22 protein-coding genes and 1 other RNA gene are annotated in these 24,683 nt (G+C 51.5%); 13 read left to right on the forward strand and 10 right to left on the reverse strand.

Annotation, left to right across the window (positions count from 1 at the left end):
* Positions 1-256: 256 nt before the first annotated feature.
* On the reverse strand, positions 257-1,846 hold the full coding sequence (prfC, locus tag RS889_RS20720; RefSeq protein ID WP_021014285.1) for a peptide chain release factor 3: 1,590 nt from the start codon (positions 1,844-1,846) through the stop codon (positions 257-259).
* A 341-nt stretch (positions 1,847-2,187) separates the two neighbouring features.
* A complete protein-coding gene (locus RS889_RS20725; protein WP_315708572.1) occupies positions 2,188-2,874 on the reverse strand; it encodes a YtjB family periplasmic protein in 687 nt (228 codons plus the stop codon).
* A 144-nt stretch (positions 2,875-3,018) separates the two neighbouring features.
* Here RS889_RS20725 and serB point away from each other — a divergent pair, with 144 nt between their 5' ends.
* The 3 genes from serB to nadR all read left to right on the forward strand — a co-directional run bounded on the left by serB (position 3,019) and on the right by nadR (position 6,714).
* Positions 3,019-3,996 (forward strand): phosphoserine phosphatase, encoded by a 978-nt coding sequence (gene serB, locus RS889_RS20730; RefSeq protein WP_315708573.1) that lies wholly within the window; start codon positions 3,019-3,021, stop codon positions 3,994-3,996.
* 16 nt (positions 3,997-4,012) lie between these two features.
* Positions 4,013-5,398, forward strand: coding sequence for a DNA repair protein RadA (gene radA / locus RS889_RS20735; protein ID WP_315708574.1), 1,386 nt, complete (start codon positions 4,013-4,015; stop codon positions 5,396-5,398).
* Between the two features lie 74 nt (positions 5,399-5,472).
* Positions 5,473-6,714, forward strand: a complete 1,242-nt coding sequence (gene nadR / locus RS889_RS20740) for a multifunctional transcriptional regulator/nicotinamide-nucleotide adenylyltransferase/ribosylnicotinamide kinase NadR (protein ID WP_021014281.1) — start codon at positions 5,473-5,475, stop codon at positions 6,712-6,714.
* Positions 6,715-6,737: 23 nt separating this feature from the next.
* Here nadR and RS889_RS20745 read toward each other — a convergent pair whose 3' ends face one another.
* The 3 genes from RS889_RS20745 to zapA form a co-directional block, all read right to left on the reverse strand.
* A complete protein-coding gene (locus RS889_RS20745) occupies positions 6,738-7,352 on the reverse strand; it encodes a 5-formyltetrahydrofolate cyclo-ligase (RefSeq protein WP_315708575.1) in 615 nt (204 codons plus the stop codon).
* A gap of 47 nt (positions 7,353-7,399) precedes the next feature.
* Positions 7,400-7,582: non-coding RNA, 6S RNA (gene ssrS, locus RS889_RS20750), on the reverse strand.
* 83 nt (positions 7,583-7,665) lie between these two features.
* Positions 7,666-7,995: a cell division protein ZapA gene (gene zapA, locus RS889_RS20755; protein ID WP_021014279.1), complete on the reverse strand. Its 330-nt coding sequence runs from the start codon at positions 7,993-7,995 to the stop codon at positions 7,666-7,668.
* Between the two features lie 189 nt (positions 7,996-8,184).
* Between zapA and RS889_RS20760 the strand changes: the two genes are divergently transcribed.
* The 5 genes from RS889_RS20760 (at position 8,185) to rhaT (ending at position 13,891) form a co-directional block, all read left to right on the forward strand.
* A complete protein-coding gene (locus RS889_RS20760) occupies positions 8,185-8,769 on the forward strand; it encodes a YecA/YgfB family protein (protein ID WP_037380528.1) in 585 nt (194 codons plus the stop codon).
* Between the two features lie 55 nt (positions 8,770-8,824).
* Positions 8,825-10,150 (forward strand): Xaa-Pro aminopeptidase, encoded by a 1,326-nt coding sequence (pepP, locus tag RS889_RS20765; RefSeq protein ID WP_315711138.1) that lies wholly within the window; start codon positions 8,825-8,827, stop codon positions 10,148-10,150.
* Positions 10,147-11,325, forward strand: a complete 1,179-nt coding sequence (gene ubiH, locus RS889_RS20770; RefSeq protein ID WP_315708576.1) for a 2-octaprenyl-6-methoxyphenyl hydroxylase — start codon at positions 10,147-10,149, stop codon at positions 11,323-11,325. Before pepP ends, ubiH begins: the two co-directional genes overlap by 4 nt.
* A gap of 37 nt (positions 11,326-11,362) precedes the next feature.
* Positions 11,363-12,574, forward strand: coding sequence for an FAD-dependent 2-octaprenylphenol hydroxylase (ubiI, locus tag RS889_RS20775; protein WP_315708577.1), 1,212 nt, complete (start codon positions 11,363-11,365; stop codon positions 12,572-12,574).
* A 282-nt stretch (positions 12,575-12,856) separates the two neighbouring features.
* Positions 12,857-13,891, forward strand: coding sequence for an L-rhamnose/proton symporter RhaT (gene rhaT / locus RS889_RS20780; protein ID WP_315708578.1), 1,035 nt, complete (start codon positions 12,857-12,859; stop codon positions 13,889-13,891).
* A gap of 94 nt (positions 13,892-13,985) precedes the next feature.
* Here rhaT and RS889_RS20785 read toward each other — a convergent pair whose 3' ends face one another.
* Positions 13,986-14,816, reverse strand: a complete 831-nt coding sequence (locus RS889_RS20785; RefSeq protein WP_315711140.1) for a helix-turn-helix domain-containing protein — start codon at positions 14,814-14,816, stop codon at positions 13,986-13,988.
* 45 nt (positions 14,817-14,861) lie between these two features.
* Positions 14,862-15,698 (reverse strand): HTH-type transcriptional activator RhaS, encoded by an 837-nt coding sequence (gene rhaS / locus RS889_RS20790; protein WP_021014272.1) that lies wholly within the window; start codon positions 15,696-15,698, stop codon positions 14,862-14,864.
* A gap of 324 nt (positions 15,699-16,022) precedes the next feature.
* Here rhaS and rhaB point away from each other — a divergent pair, with 324 nt between their 5' ends.
* The 5 genes from rhaB (at position 16,023) to RS889_RS20815 (ending at position 21,965) form a co-directional block, all read left to right on the forward strand.
* Entirely contained in the window at positions 16,023-17,495 is a 1,473-nt protein-coding gene (gene rhaB, locus RS889_RS20795; RefSeq protein WP_315708579.1) for a rhamnulokinase, read from the forward strand.
* Positions 17,492-18,748, forward strand: a complete 1,257-nt coding sequence (locus tag RS889_RS20800; protein WP_315708580.1) for an L-rhamnose isomerase — start codon at positions 17,492-17,494, stop codon at positions 18,746-18,748. Before rhaB ends, RS889_RS20800 begins: the two co-directional genes overlap by 4 nt.
* Positions 18,749-18,761: 13 nt before the next feature.
* Positions 18,762-19,592: a rhamnulose-1-phosphate aldolase gene (gene rhaD / locus RS889_RS20805; protein WP_021014269.1), complete on the forward strand. Its 831-nt coding sequence runs from the start codon at positions 18,762-18,764 to the stop codon at positions 19,590-19,592.
* Between the two features lie 151 nt (positions 19,593-19,743).
* Complete coding sequence (gene rhaM, locus RS889_RS20810; protein ID WP_021014268.1) at positions 19,744-20,058, forward strand: L-rhamnose mutarotase; 315 nt, start codon at positions 19,744-19,746, stop codon at positions 20,056-20,058.
* 326 nt (positions 20,059-20,384) lie between these two features.
* Positions 20,385-21,965, forward strand: coding sequence for a methyl-accepting chemotaxis protein (locus RS889_RS20815; protein ID WP_315708581.1), 1,581 nt, complete (start codon positions 20,385-20,387; stop codon positions 21,963-21,965).
* Positions 21,966-22,002: 37 nt separating this feature from the next.
* On the opposite strand, the gene RS889_RS20820 is transcribed toward RS889_RS20815, so the two are convergent.
* The 3 genes from RS889_RS20820 to RS889_RS20830 are packed head-to-tail and all read right to left on the reverse strand — an operon-like array spanning position 22,003 to position 24,420.
* The gene (locus RS889_RS20820; protein WP_315708582.1) at positions 22,003-22,761 is read right to left on the reverse strand and encodes an ABC transporter ATP-binding protein; all 759 of its coding nucleotides are present in this window, start codon (positions 22,759-22,761) and stop codon (positions 22,003-22,005) included.
* Positions 22,755-23,624, reverse strand: coding sequence for an ABC transporter ATP-binding protein (locus tag RS889_RS20825; RefSeq protein WP_315708583.1), 870 nt, complete (start codon positions 23,622-23,624; stop codon positions 22,755-22,757). The genes RS889_RS20820 and RS889_RS20825 overlap by 7 nt, the downstream gene beginning before the upstream one ends.
* Positions 23,617-24,420: an IclR family transcriptional regulator gene (locus RS889_RS20830; protein ID WP_021014264.1), complete on the reverse strand. Its 804-nt coding sequence runs from the start codon at positions 24,418-24,420 to the stop codon at positions 23,617-23,619. Before RS889_RS20830 ends, RS889_RS20825 begins: the two co-directional genes overlap by 8 nt.
* Between the last annotated feature and the right edge of the window lie 263 nt (positions 24,421-24,683).

The following is a 24,683-nucleotide window of genomic DNA, read 5'->3' on the forward strand; positions in this document are numbered from 1 at the left end:
TATAAGAATCCGCTCAAAGTCACATTTGCAGTCAAAAAAACCAGACTACCCTACACGCAGTTAACTATAGACGACAAAAAACAAAAACCCAGGCCGTTTATGAGAAAAAAACGTTTAGAGAACGATTTAAGATTTGTCTGTGAATTAATTCGATGGGAAAGGCCTGAAGGTAAATGCACTTAATATAATGATTATTAAAAGAAAATAATAACACAGGCTGATGACAGGAAAAGTCATCAGCCAGTCATTACCAAGCTTAGTGTTCGCGGGTCTTATGAAACTGAACCTCAGGATAACGTTCCTGAGTCAGGTTAAGGTTTACCATGGTGGGTGCGATGTACGTTAAATTATCACCGCCATCCAACGCCAGATGCTGTTCATTCTTGCGTTTGAATTCTTCAAACTTCTTAACATCACTACACTCCACCCAGCGCGCAGTGGAAACGTTGACCGATTCATACACGGCCTCTACGTTGTATTCAGTCTTCAGGCGCGCCACCACGACATCAAACTGTAGCACCCCAACCGCCCCGACAATCAGATCGTTATTGATTAACGGCCGGAATACCTGCACAGCCCCCTCTTCGGACAGCTGTACCAACCCTTTCAGTAACTGCTTCTGCTTTAACGGATCACGCAGCCGAATACGACGGAACAGTTCCGGCGCAAAGTTAGGAATACCGGTGAACTTCATATCTTCACCCTGGGTAAAAGTATCTCCAATCTGGATCGTGCCGTGGTTATGTAACCCGATGATGTCGCCAGGATAAGCTTCTTCCACATGGGAACGGTCACCTGCCATGAACGTCAAGGCATCAGAGATAATAACGTCTTTGCCCGTACGCACCTGACGTAGCTTCATGCCTTTTTCATACTTACCGGACACTATCCGCATGAACGCCACACGGTCACGGTGTTTCGGGTCCATGTTAGCCTGAATTTTGAACACAAAACCGGTGAATTTTTCTTCACCAGCGTTCACCACACGAACGTCTGTTTTACGCGGCATCGGTGATGGCGCCCAGGACACAAGACCATCCAGCATATGATCCACGCCGAAATTGCCCAACGCAGTACCAAAGAATACTGGCGTTAATTCCCCGGACAAAAAGTCTTCTTCATCAAATTCATTGGAAGCGCCTTTTACCAGATCCAGCTCTTCACGCAATTGAGCCGCCAGGTCTTCCCCGACCGCCTTGTCCAGATCCGGGTTATTCAAACCTTTGACAATGCGTACTTCTTGAATGGTGTGCCCCATACCACTCTGATACAGATAGGTTTCATCTTTGTAGAGATGATAAACACCTTTGAACAACTTACCGCAACCAATCGGCCAGGTAATCGGCGCGCACGCAATTTTCAATTCCCTTTCAACTTCGTCCAGCACTTCCATCGGATCACGGATATCGCGGTCCAGCTTGTTCATAAAAGTCAGGATCGGCGTATCGCGCAGACGCGTAACTTCCATCAACTTGCGAGTACGATCTTCAACCCCTTTTGCCGCATCGATCACCATCAAACAGCAATCCACTGCGGTCAGAGTACGATAGGTATCCTCCGAAAAATCCTCATGCCCTGGTGTATCCAGCAAGTTGACCAGGCACTCGTGGTAAGGAAACTGCATTACAGAGGTAGTAATAGAAATACCGCGCTGCTTTTCCATCTCCATCCAGTCGGATTTGGCATGTTGACTGGACCCACGCCCTTTTACCGTGCCGGCGATCTGAATGGCCTGCCCGAGCAACAATACTTTTTCAGTAATCGTCGTTTTACCGGCATCGGGGTGAGAAATAATAGCAAAAGTCCTGCGGTGGGAAATCTCTTGCAAAAATGAAGGATTTGACATCTTTTTAAATCTTCTATTTTAAATAGCGAGTTATATAAAGTTCTAATGGAGTCTACTGCAAATCGCTCCAAACATGGCCTCGTTTTATGAGGCCCAATTGGCGCTTATTCTTACTGATCTTGGCACTATAAACAATCAAGGATGAGATAAATGCGCTCAAGGCTTAGTATGGAAGAGAGTGTAGACAAGTCCAATAAGCAAGCTGATTACGTTGATTTGGTGTTATTGCATCGCTGATCACACGGAAGTAAAACCTCTTTTGGGTAAAGCGTGTTGACATCGACCACAGAGAATTACCGGTAGCACTGATAAACATGGATACTATCCAACTACTGCCAGTATTACTCTTTCTTAATATGTTCTGACGGAGCCACCTGCTCATCTGTATCTGCATCGGCATCTGTAGGCTCATCCTGCACTGATGTATTGGCTGTGAGTAGATAAGGAGACTGCTGCCAGCGAGTACGTCGGTTTTGCAACAATGTTCGTGCCAGAATGATCCCTATCGCCAATGCCAGGAGAATCATTAAACGCAAAATATTGGTGGTGTTATCCACCTGCGTGGCTTCTGTCACCAATACATGAGTATCCAGCGTGATACGCAGGAAACCTATCGGTCCGTCTTTACCATTCACGGGTTCCACTAGTTGATGATTAAAGTAGCTGCCTACCCTATTTCCATCCAGCGCCAACCGATCCCGGACATCAATCTTTTCGCCGGCTCGCGCGACCAGCGTCCCATCCTGCTGATAAATTGCAGCGTCCAGAATACGGCTATGATCCGTTAAGTTCTTTAGCATGGCGTTGATTTTCTGGCTATTATCATCACTACTTTCCATCAAGGGCGTCAGTGTATAAGCCACTTGTTTTGCCAATGTGCGCGCCAGTTCTTCAACCTGCTCTGAACGTGCCATCTGATGGTTCAAGCTGAAGTAAGAAGCTCCCTGCATCAATATGACCAGCAGAGCCAAACAAATCAGAACGATGGCTGTGCGATGTAAACGAAATTTTATCCGGGTCCGAACCATGGGAATACCTACGCGATTTGGATACTTTAATGTTGCCAGAAGCGCCGACGATAGGATAGCTTGTTGCGTTGATTTATGATTGTCCTTTTTGTGACCATCCAACACACCATCAATTCATCGTTACCCGCTGGAAAGGATTTACCCATGTCGAACCATTTAACCTATCGAGATCTACCGACAGAAATCAACTGTTGGCCGAATCTGCCGCTCTCACTGAGTGGCGATGAAGTCATGCCTCTCGATTATCGGGCTGGCTACACTGGTTGGTTGCTGTATGGGGATGTGCTCGATAAATATCTACTTTCCCGGGTTCAGCAACACCTCGGCGATCCACTGGTCGTCGTCAGCGCCTGGAGTGTAGATGATTATCAGGTGGTGCGACTGGCAGGTATATTGACACCTCGCGCCACCCAAGTCGCCCATGACCTGGGGCTCGATGTCGCTGAAATGGACAATATGCCCAGCCTGCGCGCGCCAGGTTTACTGGTGATGGATATGGACTCGACGGCCATTCAGATTGAGTGTATTGATGAGATTGCCAAACTGGCCGGTACTGGCGAGATGGTAGCCGATGTTACCGAACGGGCCATGCGCGGTGAACTGGATTTTGCTGCTAGTCTGCGCCAGCGGGTAGCAACCTTAAAAGGTGCCGATGCCAACATACTGCGTCAGGTTCGGGATAGTCTGCCTTTGACCCCCGGACTGAAAGTGATGGTGAAACAGCTACAGGACGCTGGCTGGTATATTGCTATTGCCTCTGGTGGTTTCACCTATTTTTCCGACTATTTGCGTGAAGAGCTCGATCTGGTCGCCGCCGTGGCAAATGAAATGGGTATGCGTGACGGTAAACTTACCGGTGAAGTGGTTGGCCCGATTATTGATGCCAGATATAAAGCGGATACGCTACGCCAGTTAGCAGAAAAGCTGGAAATACCGGTGAAACAAACGGTGGCTATCGGCGATGGCGCCAATGATCTGTTGATGATTCAAGCTGCCGGACTGGGCATTGCTTATCATGCCAAGCCCAAGGTTAACGCCAAGACATCAATCAGCATTCGTCATGCCGATCTGACCGGCGTATTGTGTATCCTGAGTGGTAGTCTTCGGCACGAAATCCGTTAATTTATCGAGGTAATCCGTGGCAAAAGCAGCCAAACGCGCATTTGTGTGCAATGAGTGTGGCGCCGATTATCCACGCTGGCAGGGGCAGTGCAGTGCCTGCCAGGCCTGGAACAGCATTACTGAAGTTCGCCTGGCCGCGGCCGTATCCTCATCGCGAAGCGACCGTTTCTCTGGCTACGCCGGAGAGAATGCCGGCATCAGCCGGGTACAAAAGCTTTCCGACATCAGTTTGGAAGACCTGCCGCGTTTCTCCACTGGATTCCTGGAGTTTGACCGCGTACTCGGTGGTGGTGTCGTTCCCGGCAGTGCCATTCTGATTGGCGGAAATCCGGGAGCTGGCAAAAGTACGCTGCTGCTGCAAACGCTAAGCAAACTGGCCGGACAGATGAAAACATTGTACGTCACGGGTGAAGAATCCCTGCAACAGGTGGCAATGCGTGCCCATCGTCTGGGATTGCCGACTCAGAATATCAATATGCTGTCGGAAACCAGCATTGAGCAGATCTGTCTGATTGCCGAACAGGAACAACCCAGACTGATGGTGATCGACTCCATTCAGGTGATGCATCTTGCCGATATCCAGTCCTCCCCCGGCAGTGTGGCGCAAGTGCGAGAAACCGCAGCATACCTGACGCGCTTTGCCAAAACCCGTGGTGTCGCCATTATTATGGTCGGGCATGTGACCAAAGACGGTTCATTAGCCGGCCCGAAAGTACTGGAACACTGTATCGACTGTTCCGTCATGTTGGACGGCGATGCCGATTCTCGCTTCCGTACCCTGCGCAGCCATAAAAATCGCTTCGGTGCGGTTAATGAGCTGGGCGTATTTGCAATGACGGAACAAGGATTGCGGGAAATCAGTAATCCATCGGCTATCTTCCTCAGCCGCGGTGATGAAGTGACTTCCGGCAGTTCGGTAATGGTGGTATGGGAAGGCACCAGGCCATTATTGGTGGAAATTCAGGCACTGGTAGATCACTCCATGATGGCTAACCCACGGCGAGTAGCGGTGGGTCTGGAACAAAACCGTCTGGCTATTCTGCTGGCGGTGTTGCACCGTCACGGTGGTTTACAGATGTCTGATCAGGACGTATTTGTGAACGTCGTTGGGGGTGTGAAAGTCACCGAAACCAGCGCTGACCTGGCGCTATTGCTCTCACTGGTCTCCAGCCTGCGTGATCGGCCACTGCCGCAAGATTTGGTGGTGTTTGGGGAAGTCGGCCTGGCGGGAGAAATTCGTCCGGTACCCAGTGGTCAGGAACGTATCGCCGAAGCATCAAAGCATGGTTTCAAACGCGCGATTGTGCCTTTCGCCAACATGCCGAAAAAACCACCCACCACCATGCAGGTGTTTGGTGTAAAAAAACTGGCCGACGCGCTGGCGATACTCGACGAGCTGTAACGGTGCATTTGCTTTGGATTGTCGCGGGCACTCTGTGATATTTTGTTTAGTTAGCTAAACAGGAGTGTCGGACAATGTCACCATACGATTATCTTAAATCTGCTATCAGGCAAAAAGGATGCACCCTACAGCAGGTGGCTGATGCCACGGATATGACAAAAGGCTATCTCAGCCAGTTAATCAACGCCAAAATAAAAAGCCCCAGCGCCCAAAAACTCGAAGCACTGCACCGTTTCCTCGGGCTTGAATTCCCTTATCATCAAAAAAGCATCGGCGTGGTGTTCGGTAAATTTTACCCGCTACATACCGGCCATATTTATCTGATTCAACGCGCTTGCAGTCAGGTGGATGAACTGCATGTGGTTTTAGGCTATGACGAACCGCGGGATCGTCTGTTGTTTGAACACAGTTCCATGTCTCAGCAACCTACCGTTAGTGATCGACTGCGTTGGCTGTTACAAACCTTTAAATATCAGAAAAATATTCATATTCATGCCTTCAATGAACAAGGTATGGAACCTTATCCGCATGGCTGGGATGTGTGGAGCCGGGGTATCAAGAATTTCATGGTCGAGAAGGGAATCGAGCCTAACTACGTCTACACCAGCGAAGAGCAGGATGCACCACAATACAACGAACATCTGGGCATCGATACTGTGTTGGTCGATCCTAAACGCTCATTCATGAACATCAGTGGCGCACAGATACGCCAGGACCCCTTCCGTTACTGGGAATATATTCCCACCGAAGTGAAACCGTTCTTTGTCCGCACGGTGGCGATTCTGGGTGGTGAATCCAGCGGAAAATCCACACTAGTGAACAAACTGGCGAATATTTTCAATACCAGTAGTGCCTGGGAGTACGGCCGTGACTATGTGTTCTCCCATCTTGGGGGGGATGAAATGGCACTGCAATATTCCGATTACGATAAAATCGCACTAGGTCAGGCACAATATATTGATTTTGCAATAAAATATGCTAATAAAGTTGCTTTTATCGATACGGATTTCATTACTACTCAGGCGTTTTGCAAAAAATACGAAGGACGAGAGCACCCGTTCGTACAGGCGCTGGTTGAAGAGTACCGTTTCGATCTGGTGATCCTGCTGGAAAACAATACTCCATGGGTCGCGGATGGCTTACGCAGCCTCGGCAGCGCATCAGACCGGCAAGCGTTCCAGGATCTGCTGAAAGCCATGTTGATAGAAAACAAGGTGTCGTACGTTGATGTCAGCGACTCTGACTATGATGGCCGTTTCCTGCGTTGTGTTGAGCTGGTGCAGAACATGCTGGGACACCCGCATAGAAATCAGTAACCTAACCGTAGCATCCTCAGGATTTACCACTGCCAGCAATGAGAAGGTGTAATAATCTCCGGTAACGCAACATCCCAATTATCCACGGGTAATGCCTCTACCTGCTGGCAATCATGTGCCAGCCCGATGGGATAAGGTCCACGCTGCTTCCAGTGTTGTAACGTGCGATCATAGAAACCACCACCCATACCCAACCGTTGTCCCCGCGCATCGAACGCCACCAGCGGAGCTAGCAAGATGTCCAGTTGCGTTGGAGGCAATACCTTGCGGACATCCAGACGTGGTTCCATCACCTTCAAACGGTTTTGCACCAACTCGGTTTCACTGTCATAGCGTAAAAAAAGCAGATGTCCCGGGCTGAATGGGTGCAGCACCGGCAGATAAACCTGTTTTTGCTGCTGCCAGAGCGCCTGAATCAATGGTTGAGTATTTAATTCACCATCAAACGAAAGGAAGACTGCCACGCGCGTTGCATGTTGTAAACGGGGATGGCTCATCACCCGTTCTGTTGCCTGACGGGCAAATTCAGCCTGCTGTTCAGCACTGAGTTGACGGCGACGTTGTCGCACTTCCTGACGAAGAGACTGACGTAACAACTGGTTAGAAAGGGGATTAACTGAAGGAGTGATCACTGGCATAGAAATCAACTACCGTACTGAGTAATTCAGGAAACAAGAGAGGGAATGGAATCTCCGAGATGCCGCCGTAGGCTGTAACCCTTGAACCCATGGTTCAAGGTGAACGCAACGTCGCAATCTTAAGGCTTCTCGGCCGAACCGAGCGTGCTCACCAACCACGGATCGTTACATTCTATTGGTATAAATATCGGCTCAGGGGACTGGCCCACTGGCAAACATCTCAGAGAAATTTTGTTCTTTACTCGAGTTAACTTTAACACGTCTGGCAACGTAGTGTTACCACAAAATACCGGACTTTTGTCAAAACGCGATGTTACTCAAACTGTGGGCCTTGGCGTTCTGTAATTTGCCCTTGTTCCAACAACGCCTGTTCAATGGTTTGTTGCAACATACGAATCCGCTGTTCCATGTTGGTCGCATAATCACGAGTTTTTAATCGTTCCTGCGCCAGTTCATGACACACATTGAGTGCGGCAATAAACACCAATTGCTCAGTGTTCGTGACTCTAGTGCGAATTTTGAGGTCTTGCAACCGCTGGTTAAGATCTTCCGCCGCCTGATTCAACGCATCCTGTTGTTCTGGCGGGCAATTAACTCTTAACGAACGACCAAATATTTGAATATCTACCGGTTGTGCAGACATGTCACCTTCCTGCCTTGTTTCATCTCACGCCCACATAAGATTTTATCCTGTGCCGCCGGGTAAGGGCCGGTTAAAAGCGGACGCTACTATATATATCCCAAAATATAAGATACAAGCCCTTTCTGGTGTAGCAACGGAGCTTGGTGGTAGCATAACACGAACTCCTTCTGCCAACGACGACGAATGCGCATGTCTATAGTGAATACATTCCCAGGCTATGAAGCCATTGACCATTTGCTGCAACAACAACAAGTCGCCCTGACGGCCGCTGAAATGCACGGCCTAATCAGCGGTGTACTCTGTGCCGGTAACCAGGACGACAGCTGGAAAACGCTAGTTTCCGAATTAACCAATGAAGGGCTGGCTTTTCCGCAAACGCTGGCGCAACCACTGCAACAGCTCTATCAAGTAACCCGCGATACGCTGGAAGATGATGGATTTATGTTCCGGATGTTCCTGCCGGATGACACGCAAAATGATGTCAGCGTATTTGATCGCGCCGACGCGTTGGCCGGTTGGGTTAATCATTTTTTGTTGGGGCTGGGCGTTGTGCAGCCACGGTTGGACAAAGCCCAGGGTGACCTGAAGGAAGTGATTGACGATCTACGAAATATCGCTCAACTGGGCTATGACGAAGACGAAGACAAAGAAGAACTGGAACAGTCGCTGGAAGAAATCATCGAGTATGTGCGGGTCGCCGCCATCATGTGCCATAACGAATTTACACATCCGGCAGCCACGGCGCCGGAACAGAAAAAACCGACACTGCATTGATCACGGCATGCCGCACCACGAGATATGTTCGATGCTGACTATTCAGGAGCAGATGATGAACCAACAAGAATACCTCCGCCGCCGTCTGGCTCTGCTGGATAAAATGGTTCCCGCCAGTGCTGCGGTTATTTATGCCGCTCCAGAAGCCCAGCGCAACGCCGACAGTGATTACCCCTATCGGCAGAACAGTGATTTCTGGTATTTCACCGATTTTAACGAACCTGAAGCGGTGCTCCTGCTGATTAAGAGTGATGAAAACCACCACCATAGTGTGCTGTTCAACCGCGTTCGCGACCTTACGGCGGAGATCTGGTTTGGCCGTCGTTTGGGCCAGGAAGGCGCTCTCGCTACGCTGGGAGTAGACCGTGCCTTACCGTTCGATGAAATCAAGGACCAACTGCACTTATTACTGAATGGACTCGATGTGGTCTATCACGCACAGGGGCAGTACCACTACGCGGATCAGCAGGTGTTCCACGCGCTGGAGATATTGCGTAACGGCACCCGTCAGGGCCTCAGTGCACCACCGACCATAACTGACTGGCGCCCGTTGGTGCATGAAATGCGGCTGTTCAAGTCACCACAGGAAATCGACATCATGCGCAAGGCGGGGGAGATTACCGCACTGGCGCATACCCGCGCGATGGAGAAGTGTCGTCCAGGCATGTTTGAGTACCAGCTTGAGGGAGAAATCCACCATGAGTTTACGCGCCATGGTGCCCGTTATCCTTCTTACAACACCATTGTGGGTAGCGGTGAAAACGCCTGTATTTTGCACTACACCGAAAATGAATGTCAGATGCATGACGGTGATCTGGTATTGATCGACGCAGGTTGCGAGTATCAAGGCTACGCAGGCGATATTACCCGCACCTTTCCGGTCAATGGTAAATTTACCGCCCCACAGCGGGCCATTTACGACATCGTTCTGGCGTCTGAACGCCGGGCAATCGAACTGTTCGCGCCAGGTCGCAGTATCCGGGACGTGAACGAAGAAGTGGTGCGCATCATGCTGAACGGGTTGATGAAACTCGGCATTCTACAAGGTGAAATAGAGACACTGATTTCAGAGCAGGCCCATCGCCCGTTCTTTATGCATGGTCTGAGCCATTGGCTGGGACTCGATGTGCATGACGTTGGTGACTATGGTTCCACCGACCGCGGTCGCCTACTGGAACCAGGTATGGTACTGACGGTAGAACCGGGCTTGTATATATCCCCGAATGCCGATGTTCCATTGCAATACCGTGGTATTGGCATACGAATTGAAGACGATATCGTGATTACCGAACACGGTAACGACGTATTGACCGCCGGTGTAGTGAAAGACGCCGATGCCATTGAAGCGCTGATGGCAAACGCTGTGGGTAAGATGCAATGACCATCATGATTGTCGGAGGAGGTATGGCGGGTGCCACGCTGGCGCTGGCGATATCCAACCTTTCCCAGGGGAAGATCCCGGTTGATCTGATTGAAGCCCGGTCGCCTTTCGAACACCAGCACCCTGGTTTTGATGCCAGAGCCATCGCGCTGGCGGAAGGAACTAGCCAACAGCTGGATGCCATTGGTATCTGGTCATCACTGATGGATGCCGCAACCCCGATTACCACTGTACATGTCAGTGATCGTGGTCATGCCGGATACGTTTACCTGAACGCCTCAGATTATCGGGTTCCGGCGCTGGGACACGTGGTGGAACTACACGATGTGGGCAAACGGTTATTCTCCCTACTGCAACAGGCTCCCGGTGTCCGACTGCATTGCCCGGCAACCGTGGTGGACGTCGCCCGCACAATAGATAACGCCACGTTGACGCTAAATAACGGCATCCAACTCACCGGGCAGTTACTGGTGGCCGCCGACGGTTCCCGCTCTATGCTGGCGCAGGCGTCCGGTATCGGTTGGCAGCAGCATCCTTATCATCAGATTGCCGTTATCGCTAATGTCACGACCTCACAACCTCATCAAGGACGGGCGTTTGAACGCTTTACCCAGCACGGCCCACTGGCACTGCTGCCGATGAGCAAGAACCGCAGTTCGCTGGTATGGTGTCATGCACAGGAGCGTCAGGACGACGTCGACAACTGGAGCGAAGCCGAATTCCGTCATCAGCTACAGTTGGCCTTCGGCTGGCGGTTGGGTGCCTTTACCCACATCGGTGAGCGTCACAGTTATGCGCTAAATCTGCTTACCGCTACCCGCCACATCAGCCATCGTCTGGCGCTGGTGGGCAATGCGGCACAGACACTGCATCCCATCGCCGGTCAGGGTTTCAACCTCGGATTACGGGATGTGATGACGCTGGCAGAAACGCTGGTGGATGCGGTTCAACGTGGTGAAGATCCCGGCGGTTATGCAGTGTTGCACCGTTATCAGCAACGACGCCAATCTGATCAGGACACAACTGTCGCCATTACCGACGGTCTGGTGCGCATGTTTGCCAACCGCTATTTTGCGCTGGAAGTCGGTCGTAACCTGGGCTTAATGGCCATGAATAGCCTGCCAGTGCTACGGGATGCGCTTGCGCGCCGTACTCTGGGTTGGGTGGAACGATAAACCGCCACAGACGCGGACACACAGGAACTCACTCTTTATGCAATCATTTGACGTGGTAATCGCGGGCGGTGGCATGGTCGGTCTGGCGCTGGCCTGTGGTCTACAAGGCAGTGGACTGCGCGTTGCCGTGCTGGAAAAGCAGCCGATGGACGAACAACCGTCGGGACCCGACCACGCCTTGCGCGTCTCGGCCATCAATACCGCCAGTGAGTATCTGCTGCGACAACTGGGCGTCTGGCAATCCATTACGGAACAACGTGTCAGCCCTTATAACGACATGTTCGTCTGGGACCAGGACAGTTTTGGTCATATCAGTTTCAGCGGTAAAGAATTTGGGTTTTCCCATTTGGGCCACATCATTGAAAATAATGTGATTCAACGCGCGTTATGGCAACGAGCATCCCATGCCAGCGACATCACGCTGATGGCGCCAGTCACGCTGAAACAGGTAGTCTGGGGCGATAACGAAGCGTTTATCACCCTGGAAGACGGCGGGATGTTAACCGCGCGGCTGGTGGTGGGTGCCGATGGCGCGCATTCCTGGCTACGCCAGCACGCTGATATTCCGCTGACATTCCGGGATTACGGTCATCACGCGCTGGTGGCGAATATCCGTACTGTCAACCCGCATCAGTCCGTCGCCAGACAAGTTTTTCATGGTGACGGGATGTTGGCGTTTCTACCATTAAGCGATCCTTACCTGAGCTCCATTGTCTGGTCATTACCTCCCACGCGAGCCCAGATGCTGATGGCTCTGCCTGCGGACGAATTCAACAAACAACTGGCAATGGAATTCGATATGCGTCTTGGGTTGTGCCAGGTAGAAAGTCAGCGCCAATCCTTCCCGCTGACCGCACGTTATGCCCGCAGTTTTGCTGCTCATCGGCTGGTGTTGATGGGAGATGCCGCCCATACCATTCACCCGCTAGCCGGTCAGGGTGTGAATCTGGGTTTTATGGACGTCGCCGAATTGATTGCCGAACTGAAACGACTGCAATCACAAGGTAAGGACATTGGGGAATATCTCTACTTACGTCGCTATGAACGCAAGCGCAAGCACAGCGCCGCGCTGATGCTGGCCAGCATGCAAAGTTTCCGCGATCTGTTCGCAGGCAACCATCCCGCCAAGAAATTACTGCGTGATATCGGTCTGAAACTGGCGGATACCCTGCCAGGTATAAAACCCACGCTGGTGCGCCAGGCCATGGGGTTAAACGACCTGCCGGCCTGGTTGGAAGAAAAACAGTAATCGGTTGCCATAGTGGGGCGCGATCCCCGCTATGGACACTCCCCCCACACACACCATCCGGATATTCGCCTCGCTTTCTCACTCGATTCGTCATTGTGTTGTAAATCTGTGACATTTCCCCGTCATTCCTTTCACCCACTGCCTGCTTGACGAAAGAAGTGGCACGCATCGGAAGGTCAGCTACATTCCCCGCTCCCTATACTGTGACTGCCTGATGTCACTGGCTCTATTCATACATTGCGCACCTGAGTTTATTAAATATAAAACAAGGGGTTACAGACAATGAGTTCATCTATTCTTCTCGGTATTTTCTGGCATTTTATCGGTGCGGCCAGTGCCGCCTGCTTTTATGCTCCCTTTAAGAAGGTAAGAAACTGGTCCTGGGAAACCATGTGGTCGCTGGGAGGATTTTTCTCCTGGGTTATTCTGCCCTGGGTCATCAGCGCACTGCTGCTGCCTGACTTCTGGGCCTATTACCGGTCATTCAGTCTGGCCACCCTACTGCCCGTGTTTCTTTTCGGCGCCATGTGGGGAGTGGGCAATATCAATTACGGCCTGACAATGCGCTACTTGGGGATGTCGATGGGTATCGGCATCGCCATTGGTATTACCCTCATCGTCGGTACGCTGATGACACCGTTACTACAGGGCAAATTTAGTCTGCTGTTCGGTTCAGTCGGTGGAAAAATGACACTACTTGGCGTGCTGATCGCCGTGATCGGCGTAGGCATCGTCAGCTATGCAGGCTTATTGCGCGAACGCGCCCTGAAAATTCAGGTGGAAGAGTTCAATCTCAGGAAAGGATTAATCCTGGCTATCCTGTGCGGTTTTTTTTCTGCCGGTATGTCATTCGCTATAGCCGCCGCCAAACCCATGCACGACCAGGCACTGGCGTTAGGTATCAATCCACTTTATGTCGCCTTACCCAGCTATGTGGTAATTATGGGTGGTGGTGCGATCATTAACCTTGGTTATTGCTTTATCCGGCTGGCAACCTGTAAGAACTTGTCCCTGAAAGCGGATCTTTCTCAGGCCAGGCCGCTGCTGATTGCCAACATCATCTTTTCCATCCTCGGCGGCACAATGTGGTACCTGCAATTTTTCTTCTACGCCTGGGGACAAGCTAACATTCCCGCCAACTTCGCCTATATCAGTTGGATGTTGCACATGAGCTTTTATGTGCTGTGTGGTGGAATTGTCGGACTGCTGCTGAAAGAATGGAACGGTGTAGGGAAACATCCCCGTCGAGTGCTAATCATTGGTTGTCTGGTGATTATTCTGGCTGCCAATGTGGTGGGTATCGGCATGGCATCCTGATAATAGGATTCTGAAGATTATTCACGGACACGACTGGAATAAGTTTGGCAATATCAATACGCGGTGTCCCGCCGTTACCTGGGATACCGCGCTATCAGCTCACGGTCTGAAAGCGCTGTCGGTAGATGCTGGGAGAAACACCAAACGTCTGGTGGAATACTACCGAGAAATAATTGCTGTCTTCAAAACCACACTGTGCCGCCACTTCACCGATTGTCCGCTGGTTATAGCGTAATAACTCCATCGCCCGACATAGACGCAGTTGACGCAGATAGTGCGACACACTCATGCTGGTCTGTTGTTTGAAACGCGCGCCTAAGCTGCGCATGCTAAACCCGTGCAATTGGCAAAATACGTCAAAACGGAAAGGCAGCGCGATACTGGCACGCAGTGCGTTCATCAGTAAATCCAACTGATGGGCATCCGCCAATTGTGGGCTATCCGGATCATGACGATAACGCAGCGCCAACAGGGCTATCTGCAATAACAGCGCTTCGCTGAGTTGGAGTGACAGCGCATCTGATTTCATACATTCCTGCGCTAATATATCCACATTGCCCCGTATGATATCCATGCTTTGCAATCCAAGGCGCCAGTAGCGCTGATGTTGTGGGATATCGACGCCCGGAAGCAGGTTTTGCCAGTCGGCGAGCAGCGTCAGACGGTCGCGGATATACAGGATATTGTCCAGCTCCAGCTCGTGGACAGACTCGTAACTGTGGCGATCACTGGACGTCACGTAGAACAAATCGCCACAAGTAATGCGATACGGTACATCATTCCAGATATGCAATCCGTTACCACGCCAGACGATCACCAACTCTTCAAAATCATGATGATGCATCGGAAACGCCGGTTGTGGACTACGTTCCGCTACCATGATCCGCATTTTATCGGTTAGAAAATAATCTTTCGTATGTAACATTAAGTCGCGTGAATTCACCTGACTCACCTATCGCCTGTAACTGAATCAATCCTCATTAAGCGCCTGATGGCGCAGCGATTTAGGTGCCAGAGAAAACGCTTTGCGAAACTGTGTCGAGAAATGGTTACTGTCGCCGAACCCGCAAGCGTGAGCGATGGTCGTGATAGAGTCATCGCTTTGCTGCAAACGACGACGGGCCTCCAGCAATCGCAACCGGTTCAGATAACGTTGCGGCGTCATACCAGTATGCTGCTTTAGCTGCCTATGCAGCGTGCGCAACGACAGAGAAAACCGATCAGCCAACACATCCCAGTTCACGTCTTCACTGAAATTGTTCTGCAACCATCCCAGCAACGCCTGAACGCCTTGTTGCTGGCTGCCATCACCCTGCATCTGAAAACATTTCTGCTTCAGCAGTACCAGGGTCTGCAAGAACAGGCTTTCACTGGCCGCGATATCCTCGGGCTGGGCGCTGTCGGCCAGAGTGGCCAGCCGGGAAATCAACTGTTTGAGCTGTTGCATCACCGGCGTATTCACCTGCCACTGTCCCAGCCATTCCCCATTGGCACCATAGGGCAGAAACGGTGCAATATCAGAAAGGAAACGAAAACCACGCGGGGAACGATACAGCACATTGGTCAGATGTAGCTCCTCCACCTGTTCAAACAGGTGGCGATCGTTGTCTCGCACAAAAAACACCGCACCACTGCACAACGCGTAAGGTTGGTCATTAAACACGTGCACACCAACCCCCTGGTCTACCAGCACAATCTCCCAGAAATCATGATGATGTTCAGGGAAAGCGCACTGCGGCATCCTGGGTTCAACAGCGACGGTCGCTGCCTGTGAAGCAAAAAATTCATCGCCACAAAGTAATGTCATTTCCAGCCTCCTTCTTTTTACTGCGTGACACTGATAGTAGTCAGAAGCTGGGCACCTACGCCTTAAAATAGCGCCACACAGAAGCTATCTTGATGTCATTTTTTCAAGATCTGGCGTTTAAATCGCTGAAGTGTGGTTAGGATCACAGGCTATGGGCCGCCACAACCATTCAAACGTCATCGCCGGAATAATCAGTAATGTGAGCCGGTTCACAGTCAACTTTGCCATTTTGCCAATCTCTCTCATTCTGATGGCACTCACCGGAAGGTTGTTTCCCCTGCATATACCTACACTGCCGACATAAGTTCAGAAAGGGGAATGGCAATGGCGGTGAAAAATATTGTGGCGATCGATCTCGGCGCCTCCAGTGGACGAGTGATGCTGGCCGTATTACAAACGACCACCCGACATCTGACACTCAAAGAAATCCACCGTTTCACCAATCAACTGGTTTATCAGAACGGCCATCATGCGTGGGATCTGGATGCGCTGGAACGCCATATCCTCATGGGTCTGAATCAGGTGGACATGATGGGGATTCGTCCCGACAGCATTGGTATCGACACCTGGGGCGTGGACTACGTCCTGCTGGATAAAAACGGTAACCGGGTGGGACAATCCTACTCCTATCGTGATCACCGTACCGACGGCATCATGGCACAGGTAACCACCGCACTCGGACAGCAACATATTTACCAGCGCACCGGTATTCAGTTCCTGCCGTTCAATACGCTTTATCAACTCAAGGCACTGCGTGAACAAAACGCCAGTGACTGTGAACGCGTAGAACATCTGTTGATGATGCCGGACTACTTTCACTACCGGCTGACGGGCAAAATCAATTGCGAATATACCGATGCCAGCACCACCCAATTGCTGAACCTTAACAATGGCGACTGGGATAAAGGGTTGCTGGACTATCTGGGTATTCCGGCGCGCTGGCTAAGCCAGCCGGTACAACCGGGACACCGCATCGGCTACTGGACGGCACCCAGCGGTCGGCAAATCCCGGTGGTAGCCGTCGCCACACATGATACCGCCAGCGCCGTGGTCGCCACCCCGCTTGAGAGCGAAGACAGCGCCTATCTGAGTTCCGGTACCTGGTCGCTGATCGGTATTGAAAGCCCGGTTCCCTATAACCATGCTGCCGCGCTGTCTGCCAATATCACCAATGAAGGGGGTATCAACGGGACATTCCGCGTGTTGAAAAACATCATGGGACTTTGGTTATTACAACGCGTCTGTCAGGAGCAGAACATCAACGATCTGCCCGCGTTAATCCGCCAGGCTGCGGCACTACCGGCCTTTATCAGCTTGATTAACCCGAATGATGATCGCTTCATTAATCCATCTTCGATGAGTGAGGAAATCCGCGCCTTCTGCCGTGAACATCAGCAACCAGAACCGCAGAGTCACGCCGAACTGGCACGCTGTATTTTCGACAGCCTGGCGATGTCTTACCGTCAGAGTCTGCTGATGCTGGGTAAACTGCGTCAGACGCCGATCAGTCGCCTACATGTGGTAGGTGGTGGTAGCCAGAATGAATTTCTCAATCAGCTTTGTGCCGATGTCTGCCAGCTACCGGTACTGTCCGGGCCGGTGGAAGCCTCCACTCTTGGCAATATTGGCTGTCAGCTCATAGCGCTGGAGGCCGTAGCCGATCTTGCCGAATTTCGTTGCCTGTTAACCCACAACTTTCCCCTGCACCGCTACAACCCTGGTCAGACTATTGATTTTGCTGGTCACTGGCGCCGTTTTCAGGCGTTGTGCCACTCCAAAGAGGAACTCACCGTATGAACACTGCTATTGAAACCGCCTGGCATCTGGCGAAAGAACGCTACGCCAAACTGGATGTGGATGTGGATGCCGCGCTACAACAATTGGATCTGATACCGATCTCCATGCATTGCTGGCAAGGCGATGATGTCACTGGCTTTGAAAACACTGGCGGTACGCTGACCGGCGGGATTCAAGCCACCGGTAACTACCCGGGAAAAGCCCGCACTGCCGATGAACTGCGGGCCGATCTGGAACGGGCGTTTACCCTGATTCCCGGCCCCAAACGACTCAACTTGCACGCCATCTATCTCGAGTCTGACACACCGGTGGCGCGCAATGACATCGAGCCCAAACATTTCAGCAACTGGGTGGCGTGGGCCAAACAACACCAGTTGGGACTGGATTTCAACCCGACCTGCTTCTCTCATCCGCTCAGCAGTGACGGCTTTACGCTGTCTCACCCGGATGAAAAAGTACGCCGTTTCTGGATCGAGCACTGTCAGGCCAGTCGCCGTATTTCAGCCTATTTCGGTCGCGAACTGGGTACCCCCTCAGTCATGAATATCTGGGTGCCGGATGGTATGAAGGATCTGACGATTGACCGTCTGGCATTTCGTCAGCGCTTGATGAACGCGCTAGATGACGTGATCGCCGAACCGCTGGACGCCGCACATCATATCGATGCCGTCGAAAGCAAATTGTTCGGACTGGGTGCCGAAAGTTTCACCGTCGGTTCCAATGAATTCTACCTGGGTTACGCCAGCAGCCGCGGCACCGCGTTGTGCCTGGACGCCGGTCACTTCCACCCGACGGAAGTCATATCCGACAAAATCTCCAGCGCCATACTGTATGTCCCGCGATTGTTGCTACATGTCAGTCGCCCGGTGCGTTGGGACAGCGACCATGTCGTGCTGCTGGATGACGAAACCCAGGCTATCGCCCACGAAATCGTGCGCCATAAACTCTTCGATCGTGTACACCTCGGCCTGGATTTCTTTGATGCCTCAATCAACCGCATCGCCGCCTGGGTTATCGGCACTCGCAATATGAAAAAAGCCCTACTGCGTGCACTCCTGGAACCAACCGACGCCCTGCGTGAACTGGAACTGAAAGGCGATTACACCACTCGACTGGCGCTGTTGGAAGAACAGAAATCCCTGCCCTGGCAGGCGGTCTGGGAACACTACTGTCAACGGCATAATGTCGCGCCGGGTAGCGAATGGCTGCAAGACGTGCGCCAATATGAAGAAACCATCCTCAGTCAACGTTAAGGGTCACGTGATTATGCAATCGATACAGTCTTCCTGGTTCGTGCAGGGAATGATCAAAGCCACCAGCGATATGTGGCTCAAAGGCTGGGATGAACGCAACGGCGGTAACATCAGCCTGCGCCTGACAGCAGAAGATATAACACCCTATGAAAGCGATTTTTGCCCACTGCCCCGCCATGAATCGTTATCACAACCGATGCCTGACCTGGCGAACTGCTGGTTTATCGTCACCGGATCCGGCAAATTTTTCCGCAATGTACAATTGGATCCCGCAGAAAATCTGGTGCTGCTACAAGTGGATCATGACGGCAAGGGCTATCAGATCTTCTGGGGACTGACGAGCGGTGGACTACCGACCTCCGAACTGGCTGCACATTTTCAGTCCCACATCGTGCGTATGGGCGTCAGCCGAGGACGCGACCGCGTGATCATGCATTGCCATGCCACCAATTTGATTGCACTGAGCTACGTATTGGAGCTAAACAATGCCACGTTTACCCGCGAACTGTGGGAAGGCAGTACCGAATGCCTGGTGGTGTTCCCGGATGGTCTGGGGATTGTGCCCTGGATGGTGCCGGGTACCGATGGTATTGGCACCGCCACGGCGGAGCAGATGCAGCGACATCCTCTGGTACTGTGGCCATTCCACGGTATCTTTGGCACGGGGCCGACATTGGATGATGCTTTCGGTCTGATTGACACTGCCGAGAAATCCGCAGAAGTCATGGTTAAAGTGCGTTCAATGGGGGGTAAAAAGCAGACCATTTCCACCGAAGAGCTGATTGCATTGGGACAACGTTTTGGCGTCACGCCGATGGAAGCAGCCCTGCGCGTATCAAGGTAAATACCGGGCCTGGGCGCGCGCGTCATCCCCACAAACACAGGGGGTGACACACGCGTTCGCATTAAATAACTGCCGGAAACCGATTGCGCCCAGGGCTATTGCCCATGCCCCGCGGCGATACCGTGACCACAGAACAACAGGAGCCGCTATTATGTTACGAAAAGCGTTTGTGATGTCTGTTTTCCCAGAATGCCATGAAGAGTATCAACACCGTCACAACCCGATCTGGCCTGAACTGGAAGCAGAGCTGAAAGCACACGGAGCCCATCATTACAGCATCTTTCTGGATAAAGAACGCCATCTGCTATTCGGGTATGTGGAAATTGAATCAGAAGCACGCTGGAATGCCGTGGCACAAACCGAAGCTTGCCAGCGTTGGTGGAAATACATGAAAGACATGATGCCTGCCAATTCCGACAACAGCCCGGTCAGCACCGAACTACAACCAGTTTTTTATCTGGAATAACCCTGGTGCAGCCTTTCGGCTGCACTGAAATAACAGCATGATTGCCTGGTTATAATAAAAACTGGCGTATTATTTTATTACCAACCGTAAATCGTTCCGCGGTGATATTATTCTTTTAATTAATTATCAAGGGAAATGGCTAACGACTAATAAGTGCAAGAATAAAAAGTCCTTAAATAAAATATTTCCCAAACTCACATCACAAAACAGGAAATAAAAATTCCCTGCATTTTTATTGATATCGTCATTTTCATACTGAGATAAAAATAAAGTTACCACACCCTTCGCCGTTAATATTAATACCCTCTTCGACTAAAAAAGTGCTTATGAAAAAATTATCTCAACTCACTGTGCTCGCCAAACTCTTGTCTGGTTTTTCTGTGTTGGTCGCCATGATGCTGTTGCTGGGTGTGGGGTCCTTGTACCTGCTCAACACGAATAATGACCGTATTAAGGCATATAGCGACAGCAGCCTACCAGGGGTGCGTTATAGCCTGGAGATGCGAGGCGTGCTCTCAGAACTACGTTTACAGCAGATACAGTATATTGATTCAAAAACCCCTGAAGAGCGTGAAGGGCATCGCCGAGAACTGTTACAAAATCAGGATCTGTTCCTCGCCTCCCAGGCGAGTTATGAGAAACTGGACAAAAACCCGGAAAGACAAGCCCTTTTCCAACAGATCGCGGATAACTTCAAAAATTTCAGCGATGTTAACGTCAAGGTGATAGAGGCCGTCAACCGTGGAGATGTAGCTGAAGCAGCCAAAATAAGCGGTGCCGTTTCGTCCAAGTATCGCAGCCAAATGATGAAGGACTTGGCTAAATTGGTAGAAGCGGAGGTCGGTACCGCCAAACAGGCCGTAATCGAAGCTAACAAAACCTATAACACCGCCAAATACTCCATGTTGGGCCTGTTACTGCTGGCACTGATCGCCACCGGCGTCATCGCGACCATTATTGCCCGCAGTCTATCGCGTCAATTGGGGGGAGAACCTTATTACGCAATGGATATCATGGCACAGATCGCCGCCGGTAATCTGAACACCGAGATAAAACTGCGCCCAGGTGACGAAAGCAGTCTGCTGGCGACCATGAAATACATGAACCAGCAGTTGAAGCACATCATTCATGGCATTGTACGCGGCAGTGAGTCCATTTCACTGGCGGCCAATGAAATGGCCCAGGGAAACAGTGATCTGTCCCAGCGTACCGAAGAACAGGCAGCGTCGTTGGTTCAAACCTCATCCAACATGCAGCAAATCACCGAAACCGTGAAACGCAATGCTGACAACGCCAGTCAAGCCAGCGAATTGGCGCGTAGAACGTCAACAACTGCGACCAATGGCGGCTCTATCGTGGATGACATGCTGAAACGGATGCATGAAATTTCCGACAGTTCACAGAAAATTGTCGACATCATCTCTGTGATTGAAGGCATTGCTTTTCAGACCAATATCCTGGCACTGAATGCGGCCGTAGAAGCAGCTCGCGCCGGAAGCGAGGGTAAAGGTTTTGCGGTGGTTGCCGGTGAAGTGCGAACACTGGCGCAGAAAAGTGCCGACGCGGCCAAAGAGATCAAAACGCTGATTGAAGGCACCGTGGACAAAATCACCGATGGCTCACGGCATGCCGACAACGCCAGTCATGCTATGGCGGATATCGTGGAATCCGTCAATAAAGTGACTGACATCGTGGCTGAAATTTCAATGGCATCCAATGAACAACATGTCGGTATCAAAGAGATCAGTGTGGCGATTGATCAAATGGACCAGGTAACCCAACAGAATGCCGCGCTGGTGGAACAGGCAGCGACCGCGGCCCAATCGATGACCGAACAAAGTGAACAATTGCGGGACTCAGTGCGTTTCTTCCAGTTGGAACAAGATGACCTGTTACGCATCGGCTAACATGGTCCAGCCCGTCTGTCCATGCAGACGGGTTGTTTCAGACTGACAACCCCACCACCGCATCCAGCAACCGACAGGCCATAGGGTGACGAACCTGATGTAGTGCGTGAATATCGTCTACCTGCTCGACAATGCGCCCCTGCGCAAGAAAAAGTACCCGCTGGCACAAGTAGGCAATGGCGGCCACATCATGGCTGATGAACAGATAGGTCAAGCCGTGCCGCTGCTGCAATTCTGCCAGCAAATCCAGAATTTGTACCTGTATTGTCATGTCCAGCGCGCTGACGGCCTCATCCAGTACAATTAACTGTGGCATACTGGCAAGCGCTCTGGCGATACAGACACGCTGCATTTGCCCGCCACTTAGCTGATGGGGAAACCGCTGACACAGTGACGCCGATAAGCCGACTTGCTCCAGCAACCTATTCACCTGTGAGCGCATCACCACTCTATCAGGACACAGCCGCTGTAATCGCAACGGTTCGGCGATGATGCGCTCAACGGTCATCACCGGATTGACGGATGAGGCATAATCCTGAAACACCGCACTGACGGGCAGTGGCAGCGATACCGGACGCCAGCTGCGCCGTCCGGTGTACAACACCTGTCCGGCCAGTTTTACCTCGCCACGCTGTGGCGCTTCCAGCCCCAGTAAAATGCGGCTCAGGGTACTTTTTCCACTGCCGCTCTCACCCACTATCCCCACACATTCACCCGCCTTCACCTGAAAAGAGACATCATCAAGGATCAGCGTCTTCCCATAGTGATGATGCAGTCCCATGACTTCCATCAGCATTCGTGTTTCTCCTGTGCAGACGCGGTTAGCGCGGAATAGCGCTGTTGTAGCATCTGTCGGGACGCCACCAGCTGTCGAGTATGTGGATGGCAAGGCTGATGTAAAACAGATGCCGCCGAACCCTGCTCGACGGTTCGTCCGTACTGCATCACCATCACGTTATCGGCGATACGACTGACCAGCCCCAAATCGTGCGAAACAAAAATCAGGCTGGTGCCCCACTGCTCACGGATAGCCATAAACTGCCGCATAATGTCCTGCTGTGTCACACTGTCCAGTGCCGTGGTGGGCTCATCCGCAATCAGTAGCGTCGGTTTCAGCGCCAGTGCGATGGCAATAGTAATCCGCTGTAATATGCCGCCGCTGAGCTGGGCAGGGTAGCGGTGATAAATCTGCTGTGGTTGCCGCAATTGAACCTGCGCCAATGCCTCCAGCGCCAGATCGCGGGCGGCGCGCCTACCCAGCGGCAGATGCGCCCGCAGTGTCTCGACCATCTGCCCGCCGACCGATTGCAGTGGATCAAAAGCCGTCATCGGCTGCTGCGGAATCAGGCTGATCATGCGACCGCACAGACGGCGCATCGCGACGTCATTCAGCGATAGTAGTTCGGTGCCATCCAGCCAAATCTCGCCACGACGGATAAATTCCGGCCCCAGTACGCCCATCAATGCCTGACAGACAAGGCTTTTGCCGCTACCGCTCTCTCCCACAATACCGACACAACCATGTCGAGACAGGGAAAAGCTGACCTGATGCAGCAGACGCGGTCCATTGCCCGCCAACTCAAGCTGCAAGTCATTGACCCGCAGTAAAGTCTCTGGCGGTGTATCAGTACAAAGAGGTGGGAGTAGGCTGTCAGACATCAATAAGTTGCCCCAAATCATGGGAAATCGCTTCGGCGGTATGTTTTAACGCCACTAACAATGCCTGTTCACCCAACTGCTGCAATTTGACCGTAGGCAACGAGATGGATATTGCATAATTGACGTGCTGATGAATATCGAAAACCGGTACCGCCAGACAGGAAACACCCAGTTCATTCTCTTCCCGATCCATTGCCATGCCAGTCGCCCGAATCGCTGCCAATTCACGGTACATATGCCCCAGGTCGGTAATGGTATTACACGTTAATGGCTTGATGTCGTTTTCATGCCGCAACCAGTAGGCGGGGACATCGTCAGGCGGACCATACGCCAGATAAATTTTCCCCATCGCCGAGCAGAACAGCGCCAAATGCTGACCGATATAGGCTCGGGTACGCAGCATTCCGGTTGTCGGTTCCAGCTTATAAATCAGAATACCATGATCATTCTCTCGGGTAGAGAAATTGACCGTTTCACCAGTCATGACATTCAGTGCATCAAGATGTGGGGAGGCAAGGCGGATAACCTCTGGCGAAATAAGTGATTTCTGCCCGACAGTAATAAACTTGGTCGTCAGGCGATAGCTTCCCGCGGCAGGTGCCGTTGTTACATAACCACTGGCCTGTAATCCCTGCAATAGCCGATGTACCGTACTCTTATTCAGTTGAGCCAATTCGGCCAGATGTGCCAGTGGACACCCGTTAGGATAATTGCTCAAAATCTCGATCAACTGGAATCCACGAAACAGGCTTTGACTCCCCGTTGGCTTTTCTTTGCTGGAATTGACACCTTTCATCAACCGCTCCCTTCTCACATATTCCGACACGCAAATAGGTTAGCGCAAAGTGTTCCGCGGCGCGACGCGCGGCGCATGATCTCCTCTTTTCATCCGCCAAACCATGACATCAAACATGCCGTTCTTCGGTCTTGTCGCTGTGAGCCGAATTTGTGGCCGCTATCACATTACTGAGATTAAATTGCTATTGCATTGATTTTACTTGATTTTAAAAATCCGTATAGCTTTGACTTGCGAAATGCAGGCCTGTATTATTTTTGAAA

This window comes from Brenneria uluponensis, from assembly GCF_032395385.1.
GTDB lineage: Bacteria > Pseudomonadota > Gammaproteobacteria > Enterobacterales > Enterobacteriaceae > Prodigiosinella > Prodigiosinella aquatilis.